This is a genomic window from Myxacorys almedinensis A (assembly GCF_010091945.1).
Taxonomy (GTDB): Bacteria; Cyanobacteriota; Cyanobacteriia; order Leptolyngbyales; family Leptolyngbyaceae; genus Myxacorys; species Myxacorys almedinensis.
Genome location: NZ_WVIE01000005.1, coordinates 62,402 through 76,152 on the forward strand (window position 1 = coordinate 62,402; position 13,751 = coordinate 76,152).

Below are 13,751 nucleotides of genomic sequence, written 5' to 3' on the forward strand. Positions count from 1 at the left end.
CTAGGGCAAAATGATTCGGGGGTTATCTGTACAAACTGCTGCTTTAGAGGTTAGGGAAGCGCTATGAGCATTGAAAAAATTGTTGAACAAGCGTTACAGGATGGCTATTTGACACCAGCAATGGAAGCGGAGGTTGGGCGGATCTGTGATACTGCCTCAGAACTGTCGATCGAAGAATATATGGCGCTGGATCGCCTCATGGGAGCGCTGTTGACTGGCGAAGTTGTCGCTGTTCCTCGCAAGCAATTTATTAATGTAATGGAAGAGTTGGTGCTCACCGAAGCGATCTCACGGGTTGCCGAGATTGAGGCCACGAGCGATCGCACCTTAGATCTGGGCGATATTGCTGCCTATGCCCTAAACCGGCTCTTACCGCTCTATGCCACCACAGAAGAAGGGGCAACCTATCAACGGCAGCGAGCCAAGGAAGAATTGCAAGGTCTTATTGCTCAACAAGTCGGAGAAGCGATCGCCCGCAACTTGGATCGTCCTGACTTTTTCCCCGAACGACAAGCGCTCGGTAAAAGTTCTAAAGATGAAATCCTCACACAAGTTAATGCTTTGCTGCAAGCCTACGCTCCTACCTTTGAGCCAGAGCCAAGATAGACAATTGATTGCCGGATCTAATGTCCGCAGGTAACCCGCGATCGTGAGCGATCGCGGGTTACTTTATGGTCGGACAATCACCAGAGTTCCTAGCTCAATGTGCTGTGCCAAGGTTTCAATGTCGGCGTTTCGCATACGAAGACAACCATGGGAAACGGCTTCTCCAAGCAGCGATTCGTGAGGTGTACCGTGAAAGCCGATCAGCAGGTTGCTGTGATTGTGGAAGCCAAGCCACCATTTACCGAGCGGGTTGCGATCGCCCGGCGGAATTACTTCTCCCGTAATCGGATGTTGCCAAACAGGGTTTTCATATTTCTGAAAAACTTTGAACGATCCCGTTGGCGTTTCCCAGCCTTCTTGACCAATCGCCACAGGATAGCTTTTCTTTAATATTTCATTTTTATAAAAATAGACCTTGCGATCGCTTAAATCTACTACCAGTTTAGAATCGGACGTTGGGATGGGCGAGGCGATCGGCTGTGATCGAGTCGAGGTGAACACTGACGGCAAAGTCAGCTTTGGGAAGGTTAGTTTGTGTCGTTGAGCGCCAAGCAGCATCAGTCCTGTACTGATACACATCAGCATCAGATACCGCACGAGAGGAGACGTTTGAACCTTAGTAGCCATGGTGCTCTCACAAAACGTTTCTCAGCAAATCACGCAATGATTTCACTGTGACGGTTCACAGAAACTAAACAGTTTTAGAGCAAAATATCCGGTTTTTCCCGGAACCAATTGTGTTGAAGCGGAATCATCATAGGAAAACAGTCAGTTGAACGCTTTAACGTAGCCTTGACTTAAAGAACCCAATCAGTCCCAGTCAGGGCAGGTCATTTTAGATCTATTTGCTACACTCCTCTGTGAAGAATCAGTAGAGTAGGGTTCAAAGATTGAGGCTGAAACTACAATGCTGTCGAGTAGTGTGATTAATTTTTGATGTATTGCTGATGTGTGAGGAGTTACCGCTATGCCTGAAAAGTTGCTACTAGCGATCGTCGTCACCTTTTGTTTTAGTTGCCTCCAACAACTCTCAACTCCAACCGCTAAAATTTTGCCTCAGATCGAGCAAACCCGCTATCGGCTTGCGAGTTTGCTTACCCCTCCAACCCATCAGCCTAGCAACGCCGCGCCGTCTGCCCACCCATAACTTTTTATCTCTGTCTGTAGAAGCATCTTTTGGGTCTAGAGCAAGATATGCTTGTAACACAACCGAATAGGATGACAGCAACTTAGGGAACTTTTCTCAATTTAGAAGGGTCAAGGGGTTTGGAAACTAGAACACTTTGAGCTTCCGCCCATGAGTCAGTCTCTTCCTGTATCCTGGTCTTCGGTTGAGGTAGCGGTTCCTCAAACGCCAGTGCAAGCAGAAAAACTCTCTAATTACGATTTAGTACTCCAGTGTCAAGTTGGGCATCGTCCAGAAAAAGCGGTGTTTGCTGAACTCATGCGGCGATATCAATCGCACGTAGATAAAGTTCTCTATCATCTCGCGCCCGATTGGCAAGACCGCGCTGATCTGGCACAAGAAGTCTGGATTCGGGTCTATCGCAATATTCCTCGCCTTAACGAGCCTGTAAAGTTTAGAGGTTGGTTGAGCCGAATTGCCACCAATTTGTTTTACGACGAGTTACGCAAACGCAAGCGTAATTCGAGTCCGCTCTCGTTGGATGCTCCACTCTCCCTCGAAGATGGCGAACTCGATTGGGAAATTGCAGCAGAAACGCCCGGACCGGATGAAGACTTAAGCACTCGCGAATTTTATGATCAGTTAAATGACGCGATCGCAGACCTGCCCGAAGTCTTCCGTACTACTATTGTGCTTCGCGAAATCGAGGGCATGGCGTACGAAGAAATTGCGGAAATTACAGGCGTTTCTCTTGGAACCGTAAAGTCTAGAATTGCAAGAGCGCGATCGCGGTTGCAGGCTCAATTACAGCAGTACCTCGACGGCAAGTAAAAGTTAAACTCTCCACATATTTGCGTGAATTTGCGATTTGGTTTTGATAGTATTCTCCCAAGTAGAGACTCTAGATTGCTAGAGTGGCTAGTGAGGAGCCAAAGAGCAGCAAGCTCTCAGAATGAGTGGGTATTCTCTAACGAAAATGATCCCCAATGAATCCCAGATTTGATCCGCGTGATAAGCCCGTGCCATCTTTGTCCCATTTTCCTCAGGAGCCTATGAGTTCTCAGGGTCATTCTGAATCCAATTCCCATGGAGATTCACTCCATGAAACCTCGAAAGACCGCTTTGAATTGCTGAGCGCTTACCTCGACGGTGAAGTAACAGCGACGGAGCGCCGCCAAGTAGAAGAGTGGTTAGCCAACGATCCGACCGTTCAGCAGCTTCATGCTCGGTTGCTGAAATTGCGCCAAGCGTTTCGCTCTATCCCTGCTCCTGCGCCGAGTCAGCCTGTTGAAGCGACCATTGATCAGGTGTTTGCCAACATTGAGCGGCGTCCTAGCCTAAGTGTAGTCAGAGGCGGCAATACCCGGAGATTTGCACTACCGATGGGAATCGCCGCGATGTTTGTGGGCGCAATATCCGTGTTTAGTCTCAATCGTTTATACTCTCCTAGCGCTCCCCAACCTGTTGCAGTACAGCAGGTCGAGCCTGTGGAGACTGGAGGGCTAATGGTTGCCCTTGACCAGCCTGTGGTTGCGATGCCCCAAGCTGATTCCTCTGAACCTGGGGTTCCGGCAAACAAGCCTTTTGAGCGTGACGATCGCGATGCTCAATAAGCGGATGCTCGATAAGCGGCTGACTTCGCCAAGCTTAACTAGCGTCTTCGGAGGTTTGCTTTAACCTCATCACACTTTATCAAGTTTCTATAATCCGTGGTTCAGCCTCTAGAACTGCGGATTATTTTGCTGAGGACTTTGGTTGAGCACTTTACCTACCGTTAAGAATTAAGTTGTCTTGAACCTGCTTTAAAGCTTTCGTAGGGGTTGTCGGGAGACGGTTGGCTATAGACTGTAGCTACTCAACTAGAATTAAGTGTTGGTATCCGTAGGAGTCGCGATCGTGGAGTCCCGTTACAATCCCGCAAACATTGAGGCACAGTGGCAGCACACTTGGGCAGCACACCAGCTTTATAAAACCCCTGAAGAGAGCAGCAAGCCAAAGTTTTATGCGCTATCGATGTTTCCCTATCCGTCGGGAAATCTGCATATGGGGCATGTGCGGGTGTATACGATTGTGGATGTGATGGCACGGCTCAAGCGCATGCAAGGCTATCGTGTTCTCAATCCGATGGGGTGGGATGCCTTTGGGCTGCCAGCAGAAAATGCCGCGATCGAGCGAAATACCCAACCTGCAAAGTGGACGTATCAAAACATCGATCAGATGCGGGATCAGTTGAAACAGTTGGGCATTTCGTTTGATTGGGATCGAGAAATTGCCACCTGCTCACCGGAATATTACCGATGGACTCAATGGATTTTCTTAGAGTTCTTTAAGGCAGGCTTAGCCTATCAAAAAGAAGCCACGGTTAATTGGGACCCGATTGATCAAACCGTTTTGGCAAATGAACAGGTTGATGCTGAGGGAAAATCTTGGCGATCGGGCGCGATCGTTGAGCGGAAATTATTGCGTCAGTGGTTTCTAAAGATCACCGATTACGCAGATCAATTATTAGATGATTTAAACAAACTGACTGGCTGGCCTGAGCGCGTCAAATTGATGCAGGCAAACTGGATTGGCAAGTCGGTTGGGGCGTATTTAGAATTCCCGATCGTCGGAATGGATGAAAAAGTTGGTGTGTTCACCACTCGTCCTGATACGGTGTATGGCGTCAGTTATCTAGTGTTGGCTCCTGAGCATCCGTTAACTCAGAAGGTAACAACGAGCGATCCTTCGGAGCCTGATGGAGCCAGTCGCATCTCTGCTGTAGAAGCGTTTGTCCAGGAGGTTTCGACTCAAACTGAATTGGAGCGCACAGCAGAAGACAAACCGAAGCGCGGCATACCCACGGGCGGAACGGCGATAAACCCCTTTACTGGGGAAGAAATTCCAATTTGGATTGCAGATTATGTGCTGTACGAATATGGAACAGGCGCGGTTATGGGCGTTCCTGCTCATGATGTGAGAGATTTCCAATTTGCCAAACAGCAAAATTTGCCGATCAAGGTAGTGATCATGCCACCCGATCAGCCGACGGTCTCTGACCTGCAAGCCGCGTATACCGATGTCGGAACGATCGTGAATTCGGGTGAGTTTGACGGCATGGTTTCGACCGAGGCAAAGGGCGCGATCGTCGCTTATGCCGAGAAACAAGGGTGGGGCAAAGCCAGAATTCAGTATCGCCTGCGCGATTGGTTGATTTCTCGGCAGCGTTACTGGGGCGCACCGATTCCGATCATTCACTGTCCAAACTGCGGGGCGGTTCCGGTTCCCGAATCTGATTTGCCTGTCAGACTGCCAGAAGATGTTGAATTATCGGGTCGCGGTGGTTCTCCGCTCGGCAAACTAGAGTCTTGGCTGAATGTGCCCTGCCCGTCGTGCGGAACGCCTGCAAAACGAGAAACCGACACGATGGATACGTTTATCGATTCGTCGTGGTATTTCTTGCGCTATCCCGATGCCAACAACGATCAAGCGATCTTCGATCGCGGCAAAACCAACAATTGGATGCCTGTCGATCAATACGTTGGCGGCATTGAACACGCGATTTTGCATTTGTTGTATTCGCGGTTTTTCACAAAAGTGTTGCGAGACTGCAACTTACTGGCGTTCGATGAACCCTTTAAGCGGTTGTTGACTCAAGGCATGGTTCAAGGCAGAACCTATAAAAATCCAACGACCGGAAAATATGTTTTGCCGACGCAGATTAAAGATCCCGCGAATCCGATCGATCCGGATACTGGCGAAACGCTAGAAGTCGTCTTTGAGAAAATGTCGAAGTCAAAACATAACGGGGTTGCACCGGGAGATGTGATTGATAAATACGGCGCAGACACGGCTCGGATGTTTATCTTATTTAAAGCGCCCCCCGAAAAAGATTTGGAGTGGGAAGATGCGGACGTGGAGGGGCAATTCCGATTTTTGAACCGCGTGTGGCGATTGGTGACAGAATCAGCGGCATTTCTCAAGACCACAGAATCGCAAGATCTGACGAAATCGGAAAAAGAACTGCGTCGAGTCATTCACACAGCGATTAAAGAAGTCACCGAAGATTTGCAGGGCGACTATCAGTTCAACACGGCAGTTTCAGAATTGATGAAGCTGAGTAATGCGTTGGGAGATTTTGCGGAGAAATCTTCTCCGGTGTTTGCAGAAGGACTCAACACCTTGCTGCTGCTGTTGGCTCCGTTTTCGCCTCACATCACTGAGGAATTGTGGCGCACAATTGGGCAATCAGAATCAATTCATACCCAAGCCTTCCCGACGGTCGATCCGACGGCATTGGTCGCCGATGAGAAAACGATCGTGATTCAGATTATGGGCAAAACGAGAGGCACGATTGAAGCGGCAACTGCGATCGCAGATGACAAAACGGCTCTAGAGAAGTTTGCTACCGAATCGGAGGTTGCTCGTCGCTACATCAACGGCAAGGAGATCAGAAAAATTATTGTTGTTCCAGGCAAGCTGGTAAATTTTGTCACTGCATAATTTTCATAGCGTCATTCGTTCTGCACAACCGGCTTTCAGAATCAGCGGGAAGCAATGGGTTTCCCGCTTCAGTTTTTATGGCGTCTAACCCGCATTCGTAGCCTGCTGAACCAAATCAATCACCTGAGCACGACTCAGCTTTTCAGAGCCGTGCTGCATCGCCTCTAACGTTGCATGAGCCAGCGTTAGAATAATTTGGCAAAAATCAAACGCTGGACTCCCCGCAGGCAGCGACGCAAGGTAAGCAGCGGCAAGCTGAAGCTGACGACGCGAATAAGCCTGCATGTCATCATTCGTCCAGCCGTGGGGATAGAAATCCACGCGACGAGTCAAATCTTCGCTGTGGTTGCGAAGAATATTGACCGATTGCAAGCCGCGCCCAAACCCGATCGCTTCTGTGCGATCGGTCTGTGTACCGTCATGCCATGCCCAGAGATCCGACAGCAACAGCCCAACTGAACCCGCCACGCTAAACGTATAGCGATCGAGATCCGTTTCAGTTTGAATCGTCCAGTTCTGTTCTGCCCAGTGTGCCATCCGATCTGCCATGGCTGCTGTCGCTTCCCAGATTCGAGGGGCAATATTGGTAGGGGGGTAGGTTGCCCATTCTCCGAGCCGTAAAGACACTTCTGGTAGCGCTGCTGCATGTTCAGCAAAGGCAGACTCAAAATCCTGATCTCCAAACCCATCAACGCCAGATTGAAGAATCAAACTTACTTCTCGAAGAATTTTAGCTTTAACGGCGTTGTCTAAGTGGGGGTCGTCTTCAATTTCGTCGATGGCTCTCATGCAGAGATAAGCAGATGCCACCGCTTGTTGCAAGCCCTGCGGCAGCCGACTAATGGGGATAAAAAACGTCCGACTCGTATCTTTCAAAACCTCAAGGGCGTCTTTGCGTAAGTTCATGGTGTATTCACTCCTCTCTCGAAACTTTATAACAGGTTGTGATTTGAAAAAGGTGTTTCTTTCACGAAAGCACCGACTTTCTGTGGAGTAGTTGGGTGATCACGATGTTAAAGCACGACGTTAAAAGAGAAATGAGAAGCCCCTTTGGCAGTTCAGGATTCACAACGGTTGAGTGAAGTTTAAGGGGTTCAATTCAAGGTGCAGTACTCCTTGTGGAATAGACTGATAGACGGTCTTATCAGTTTTACTCATCGTTATGAACTACTGGTTGCTCAAATCTGAGCCAGAGGTTTATGGAATTGTGGATTTGAAGCGCGATCGCACCACGATTTGGGACGGGGTTCGCAATTATCAAGCTCGAAATTTTTTGCGATCGATGCTCCCTGGCGATCTGGCGTTTTTCTATCATTCCAACACCATACCTCCAGGAATTGCCGGGTTGATGAAAATCGTTGAATCTAACCTCGCTGATCCGACTCAGTTTGATCCGAGCAGTGACTACTACGATCCAAAATCGCCGCCGGATGCTCCCCGATGGCAAACTGTGCGTGTAGAATTTGTCGAAGAATGGGCTGAAATTGTTTCCCTCGATCAGTTAAGAGACCACTTTCCGCCCGATGATTTGGTCATTGTTCGTCGGGGAAATCGGCTCTCTGTTACCCCCGTAGACCCATCCGCCGCTGAAAAAATTTTAGACCTGGCAACCCTTAAGCTGCGACCATCAACTGTCATGCCTGCCTTACCAGATTTAGGGAGCAATCCCCAAGATCTTAGGTAAAAATCCCTAATCTTTGCCCTCATTTTTAGCGATCGCTAAGTTAGAATTGTAAAGGCTTCTTTACCATCCCTAGCTGGACTTTTTATGACCCTCCCCATTCGCAACGTTGCTATTATTGCCCACGTTGACCACGGCAAGACAACTCTTGTCGATGCATTGCTAAAACAATCTGGTACGTTTCGAGAGGGAGAAGACGTTCCAGATTGTGTGATGGACTCCAACGACCTAGAGCGTGAGCGGGGCATCACGATTTTGTCGAAAAATACGGCGGTTCACTACGGAGACACGCTGATCAACATCGTAGACACTCCCGGACACGCAGACTTCGGCGGTGAGGTTGAGCGGGTTCTGGGCATGGTTGATGGCTGTCTGCTGATCGTCGATGCAAACGAAGGTCCGATGCCTCAGACGCGCTTTGTGCTGAAGAAAGCCTTGGAAAAAGGGTTGCGTCCGATCGTATTTGTCAATAAGATTGATCGTCCTCGCGCTAATCCTCACATCGCGGTGGATAAAGTACTCGATCTGTTTCTCGAACTGGGCGCAGACGATGATCAGTGCGAGTTTCCCTATCTGTTTGGTTCTGGGTTGTCTGGCTTTGCCAAAGACACGCTAGAAGAAGAATCGAGCGATATGAAGCCCCTGTTTGAAGCCGTTTTGCGTCACGTTCCACCGCCTGTGGGTGATGCTGAAAAGCCACTTCAGCTTCAAGTTACGACTTTGGACTATTCGGATTACTTGGGTCGGATTGTAATCGGCAAGATTCACAACGGCACCATTCGCATGGGTCAACAGGCTGCGATCGTCACCGAAACGGGCGACGTGGTGAAAGGCAAGATCACCAAGCTGATGGGCTTTGATGGACTCAAGCGCATCGAAATTCCCGAAGCAACGGCGGGTAATCTCGTGGCTGTGGCTGGATTTGCGAATGCCAACATTGGCGAAACCATCACCGACCCGAATGATCCCCAAGCATTGCCTCTGATTAAAGTCGATGAGCCAACCTTGCAGATGACTTTTTCGGTAAATGATTCCCCTTTTGCTGGGTTAGAAGGTGATTTTGTCACATCGCGGCAGATGCGCGATCGCTTGTACCGCGAACTTGAAACGAACGTGGCACTCCGCATTGAAGACACAGACTCTCCTGATAAGCTGGCGGTTTCGGGTCGGGGCGAATTGCACTTAGGTATTCTGATCGAAACGATGCGTCGGGAAGGCTACGAGTTCCAGGTGTCTCAGCCTCAAGTGATCTACCGCGAAATGAACGGGCAACCCTGTGAGCCGTTTGAAACGTTGGTGCTAGATGTGCCTGAAGAAGCGGTGGGTGGCTGTATTGAGCGCTTGGGTCAGCGTCGCGGTGAAATGCAGGATATGCAGGTCGGCTCTAATGGTCGCACAAACCTCGAATTCGTTATCCCAGCACGGGGTCTGATTGGCTTCCGAGGGGAGTTTATGCGGATCACACGGGGTGAGGGCATCATGAACCACAGTTTCTTAGAGTATCGCCCGATGAGCGGTGACATCGATGCTCGCCGCAATGGGGTGCTGATCTCGTTTGAAGAAGGCGTTGCAACCTTCTACTCAATGCAGAACGCGGAAGATCGCGGCGTGTTCTTCATCAGACCTGGAACGAAGGTTTACAAAGGCATGATCGTCGGGGAACACAATCGCCCTCAAGACCTCGAACTCAACGTCTGCAAAGCGAAGCAACTGACAAACCATCGCGCCTCTGGCGGTGAAGAACTGGTGCAGTTAAAAGAACCGATCGACATGAGCTTAGAGCGGGCACTAGAGTACATCGGACCTGATGAACTTTTAGAGGTCACACCTGAGTCGATTCGTCTGCGGAAAGTTGCGAAAGCGAAGAAGCTGGCGAAGAAATAAACGCAGGCTCGTATTACTCATTAACGCAATAATGCCAGTTGCCTAATTATTCGGTGGCTGGCATCATTTTGTGGTTTGTATAGATTTGAATACTACAGCTTTCTGTTTGAAGTCGGAGAAATAATTGTTGAAATCGCAGATCTTTGCTCCGAATTAATTGATTCAATGAACCATCCGATATGATTTGGGTATGGAGTTTGAGTGGGATGAGCCAAAAGCAGCCTCAAATCTGAAGAAGCACAGTGTTAGCTTTAAGGAAGCCAAAACTGTCTAGTCATCCTCTAGCAGTCATCTTTGACGATAGAGCGCATTCTGTAGATGAACAACGAGAAATCATTATTGGTCACGCTCAACAAAATCGGTTGCTGTTGATTTCCTTTACTGAACGTTCCAATGCCATCCGTATCATCAGTGCCCGTCTAGCGACTCGAAGGGAATGTGAAGATTATGAGCGAAACGCCTTTTGAAGACTTGCAATATTCTGATGACGATCTTTTAGCTGAGTATCACTTTGATTATCAGGAAGCAAAACCCAACCGCTTTGCTGGCTCCAGCGGAACAAAAAGCTTAAAAGTAGTGATTCTAGATGAAGATGTGGCTCAGGTTTTTACAACACCAGAATCGGTCAACAAGGTGCTAAGGGTGTTGATTGAGTCGATGCCGTAAGTAAATGATCGACGAAATAACCTGATGCTCTAAGGCTCTACCTCGCTCCATAGCCGTTCAAGCTGTCGTTGCCAAGCAGATATCGTTTCTTCGCGCGATCGCTTCCCCATTTCTAAATCTCCCAGCAAACCTTCTTGGTAGAAACGATCGAGGGTTTGCATGGTTGTCTCTAAAGACTGCCCTTGGCGTTTCGACGCTTGAATAATCTGACGAATTTGTTTTTCTGCCAAGTTACTGAACGTGTCATCTAATCCCTGTTCTTTGATCATCAACATTCGCTCGATCGCAGTGCCAAGATCATCAGCAGTCAAACTTGCCATGGAATGCTGAAACACTGACCACAACACGTTTTGATGAACGGCATAGCGCGTTTCTTGCGTCAGGTCAAAATTGGCTTCTAACAATTCTTCTAAAAAGGGTTGCGCGTCTTGGGCAGGGGAGATCGGTAACAACACTCTTAACCAAGATTCGTCATCCGATAGCAATACTAAAAGCCGATATTGGGGCGTTTCAATTTGAAAAGAACCCGGTGCTAGTGTTTGTACCGTCGAATCAAACAATTGATTTAGGGTAGCGGTCAGTTCTTCTAAGGTCATGGGATTTGAAATAGAACACGTACAACTTAGTCAGAACCGTCTCAATAACAAACGGTCTGCTTACTTCTTTTCACTGTAATCGCCATTCTGAAAACAAAAAAACCCCAATCGGAAGATTGAGGCACTTAGGAAGGGAAAAAGCAGAAGATTCTCCGTAGAAGAGGCAATTAGGAATTAACTAGCCATTCTTCAACCGCTTCTTCTTTTGTATTTGTCCGTCGGCTGGGGGTTTCCCGCTCGAATTTCATGTGAATCTCGCGGTTTTGTTCGCCATCTGCCGCCACTGCCATGATCGGGAAGTCGATGAGTCCATCTTGGAAGGACATTTGGAAGCGGAAAGTGCCATCGGTATTGAGTTTGATGGGGCGTCCACCGATCGTAACGGTTGCATCTGGCTCAGTCGCACCGTAAACAATCAGTTCTGCATCGGCAACGAGCCAAAACTTGCGGGGACGAACCGGGGGAGCCGATGCCGAGAAGCCTGCTCCTGACATCGTGAGACCAGAAACGGTCGGCAGTGCCCACATGCCCATACCGGATGGGAAGACATAGGAACTGATGCTCTCCATATGCATAGGCTGGGCGCTTTGCTGCATCGAGCCGTAGAGCGATCCTGCCACGCGCTGAGCTTCGACGCTTTGCACCATGCCGAAGATTTCGTCGTAAATGGGGTTGCCCATCGTGTCTAAGCCGCCTGCGATCGCGCCTGCCATGCGCTGGCTCGGCGGAACCAATTCCATCACAGTGTTGCCGCGCAGATCATCGTCCCAATCCAACGTGACGAAGTGATCTTCGATCCAATCAGACGGATAGACAGGTGGAACACGGACTTCGGCAGAGCGAGCCAAAACGAGCCAACGCCCATCGGCGCATCGATAGCCGATCTCGATCATGTAGTTGCGATCGCTCACAGGAATCGGTAAATACCATTCGCGCGCCATTTCGTCACAGGGATATTCCTGCACATTGTGAGGCGACTGAAACTCTAGGTTAATATCGGTCACGTCGTAGAGGCGCACCGCCAGCATTTGCCCCCCTTGCCGCCGAAAATCTTCTTTATGCTCGTTGGGGATATCCCAATAGGTATATGCCCACTGGGGATCGCGGGGCATCAGCACGATGCGGCTTTCTCCATAGCCAGACGGTAGCTCAGCCAGATCGCTATCTACGCCTGCGAGAGACACCACGCTTGGCTCGGTCTCAAGCTGAGAATTATCTTGTCCAACATCGAACTTTGCCGCTTCCACAGTTTCTTGTGCCTCTAGACTACGGGTGGTGGGGATGGGAGATGAAAAACGAGTGCGCTGGATGTCTTCGATCGAGGCTAAGAGTTGGTCTTTACGCATCCGGCTATAGCGCGAGACTCCATACTCACTAGCAACGCGCCGCAGTTGGCGTAGCGTCATCTCGGTTAGGGGAGGTCTTTCGGTACTCATATAGCATTCTCCATAACAGTTATTAACAGCGTTGGCTCCATCTAAATCGACTGCTGGGGAGCAGCAGCGCGGTCTTGATATCGCCTTTCTTAACAATGGGGATCGCTAGCTGAGTTCTATAGTGCAGCAAAGCCCAGGTGGGATCAAGGGGGCAGACCGTTCAATTTTGAGGAATTGACGGAGTTTCAAGGCAAACTGGGATCATAATGTCACAGATTCATGACATTCTATTCAGGTGGGGATCATGATGTCAGGATAAGTAGATTTTGCCGATCCCAAAATTTTAATAAACCCCAAAAATTTAACAAACCCGTAGGGCGTGCTCAGTTTTGCTTCTCGCCCTTGTTTCACCGCTTTCTAGTAGACTGCTGTAAGTCGCCTCTGAAGTCATGATTTTATGAAGTCTGATTCTGATCCTGTTGATGTTGAGCAAGACGCCGCTGAAACCGAGAAGTTTTTAGCCGATCAGACGGAAACCGCATCTAAAGGAGGTCGAATCATTAGCAAGGTGCTGGCTCCGGCGGTGCGGCTGTGGTTGCGATCGCAAGTCGAAGACATTCAAGACTTGCAGGTTGACATTGAAGCGGGCGATCGCGAACTGTTGTCAGGTCAAATTCAACGGATCAGGCTATCTGCTCGAAAGGCGGTGTATCGAGGGCTGCATCTTACTCGTGTTGATCTGATGGGGCAAACGATTCGGGTCAATTTAGGACAAATTTTGCGAGGGAAGCCCCTGCGATTGTTAGCACCGATTCCGATCGAAGGTACGCTTTTGCTGCAAGAAGATGACCTGAGTGCTTCTGCCAATGCGCCATTGCTCAAGGCGGGAGTGGCTGAATTTTTGGCAACGTTGCTTCGATCAAGCGGTTCTGAAACAGAGAAAACAGCGCTCAATCTGCAAAACCTGAAGATTCGCTTAGAAGAAAATTACGTCGTGGTGGCGGCGTCATTAGTTTCAGTTCGTGGCACTGACAATGCGATTCCTACGGAGTTGCGCCCTGCGCCAATCGCAATTCGGACGGGGTTTGAGATGGGCACGCCAAACGTGCTTAAACTGGTGAAACCGCAATGGCTGCCCCATGCCAATGCCAAACGCGGACTTGAGATCGCCGATCTTGACGGCTACGAATTTAACCTGGGCAAGGATACCGAAATTCAAGATTTGAAACTGGAGCAAGGACAGATGACCTGTCGAGCCAAATTGTGGGTGCGATCGTAAGCAAAGCACCATGCTTGAAGCGAAGGCTGGAAGCGAAGCAGGCAAAGTTGCTGCC

The 13,751-nt window shown here is 49.3% G+C and carries 14 protein-coding genes; 10 read left to right on the forward strand and 4 right to left on the reverse strand.

Features of this window, described 5'->3' with window-relative positions:
• The first annotated feature begins 63 nt into the window (after positions 1-63).
• Entirely contained in the window at positions 64-606 is a 543-nt protein-coding gene (locus GS601_RS05525) for a late competence development ComFB family protein (RefSeq protein ID WP_162422278.1), read from the forward strand.
• A 63-nt stretch (positions 607-669) separates the two neighbouring features.
• Here GS601_RS05525 and GS601_RS05530 read toward each other — a convergent pair whose 3' ends face one another.
• Positions 670-1,233: a L,D-transpeptidase gene (locus GS601_RS05530; RefSeq protein ID WP_238393102.1), complete on the reverse strand. Its 564-nt coding sequence runs from the start codon at positions 1,231-1,233 to the stop codon at positions 670-672.
• A gap of 340 nt (positions 1,234-1,573) precedes the next feature.
• On the opposite strand from GS601_RS05530, the gene GS601_RS05535 reads away from it, so the two are divergent.
• From GS601_RS05535 to leuS, 4 genes are all read left to right on the forward strand, one after another.
• Positions 1,574-1,753 (forward strand): hypothetical protein, encoded by a 180-nt coding sequence (locus GS601_RS05535; RefSeq protein WP_162422279.1) that lies wholly within the window; start codon positions 1,574-1,576, stop codon positions 1,751-1,753.
• A 150-nt stretch (positions 1,754-1,903) separates the two neighbouring features.
• Positions 1,904-2,563, forward strand: a complete 660-nt coding sequence (locus tag GS601_RS05540; RefSeq protein ID WP_162422280.1) for a sigma-70 family RNA polymerase sigma factor — start codon at positions 1,904-1,906, stop codon at positions 2,561-2,563.
• 221 nt (positions 2,564-2,784) lie between these two features.
• Complete coding sequence (locus GS601_RS05545; RefSeq protein ID WP_162422281.1) at positions 2,785-3,345, forward strand: anti-sigma factor family protein; 561 nt, start codon at positions 2,785-2,787, stop codon at positions 3,343-3,345.
• A 283-nt stretch (positions 3,346-3,628) separates the two neighbouring features.
• Complete coding sequence (gene leuS, locus GS601_RS05550) at positions 3,629-6,214, forward strand: leucine--tRNA ligase (protein ID WP_162422433.1); 2,586 nt, start codon at positions 3,629-3,631, stop codon at positions 6,212-6,214.
• Positions 6,215-6,298: 84 nt separating this feature from the next.
• Here leuS and GS601_RS05555 read toward each other — a convergent pair whose 3' ends face one another.
• The gene (locus GS601_RS05555; RefSeq protein ID WP_162422282.1) at positions 6,299-7,120 is read right to left on the reverse strand and encodes a squalene/phytoene synthase family protein; all 822 of its coding nucleotides are present in this window, start codon (positions 7,118-7,120) and stop codon (positions 6,299-6,301) included.
• A gap of 256 nt (positions 7,121-7,376) precedes the next feature.
• Here GS601_RS05555 and GS601_RS05560 point away from each other — a divergent pair, with 256 nt between their 5' ends.
• From GS601_RS05560 to GS601_RS05580, 4 genes are all read left to right on the forward strand, one after another.
• Positions 7,377-7,898 (forward strand): EVE domain-containing protein, encoded by a 522-nt coding sequence (locus GS601_RS05560; RefSeq protein ID WP_162422283.1) that lies wholly within the window; start codon positions 7,377-7,379, stop codon positions 7,896-7,898.
• 84 nt (positions 7,899-7,982) lie between these two features.
• The gene (typA, locus tag GS601_RS05565; protein WP_162422284.1) at positions 7,983-9,779 is read left to right on the forward strand and encodes a translational GTPase TypA; all 1,797 of its coding nucleotides are present in this window, start codon (positions 7,983-7,985) and stop codon (positions 9,777-9,779) included.
• Positions 9,780-10,021: 242 nt separating this feature from the next.
• On the forward strand, positions 10,022-10,246 hold the full coding sequence (locus GS601_RS23880; protein WP_420800300.1) for a BrnT family toxin: 225 nt from the start codon (positions 10,022-10,024) through the stop codon (positions 10,244-10,246).
• On the forward strand, positions 10,227-10,445 hold the full coding sequence (locus tag GS601_RS05580; protein ID WP_162422285.1) for a hypothetical protein: 219 nt from the start codon (positions 10,227-10,229) through the stop codon (positions 10,443-10,445). Before GS601_RS23880 ends, GS601_RS05580 begins: the two co-directional genes overlap by 20 nt.
• 29 nt (positions 10,446-10,474) lie before the next feature.
• Here GS601_RS05580 and GS601_RS05585 read toward each other — a convergent pair whose 3' ends face one another.
• Both GS601_RS05585 and GS601_RS05590 read right to left on the reverse strand, forming a co-directional pair.
• Positions 10,475-11,041, reverse strand: a complete 567-nt coding sequence (locus GS601_RS05585; RefSeq protein WP_162422286.1) for a hypothetical protein — start codon at positions 11,039-11,041, stop codon at positions 10,475-10,477.
• A 167-nt stretch (positions 11,042-11,208) separates the two neighbouring features.
• Positions 11,209-12,477 carry a DUF4912 domain-containing protein gene (locus GS601_RS05590; RefSeq protein WP_162422287.1) on the reverse strand — a complete coding sequence of 423 codons (1,269 nt, stop codon included), beginning with the start codon at positions 12,475-12,477 and terminating at the stop codon, positions 11,209-11,211.
• Between the two features lie 397 nt (positions 12,478-12,874).
• Between GS601_RS05590 and GS601_RS05595 the strand changes: the two genes are divergently transcribed.
• Positions 12,875-13,696 (forward strand): LmeA family phospholipid-binding protein, encoded by an 822-nt coding sequence (locus GS601_RS05595; RefSeq protein ID WP_162422288.1) that lies wholly within the window; start codon positions 12,875-12,877, stop codon positions 13,694-13,696.
• Positions 13,697-13,751: the final 55 nt, after the last annotated feature.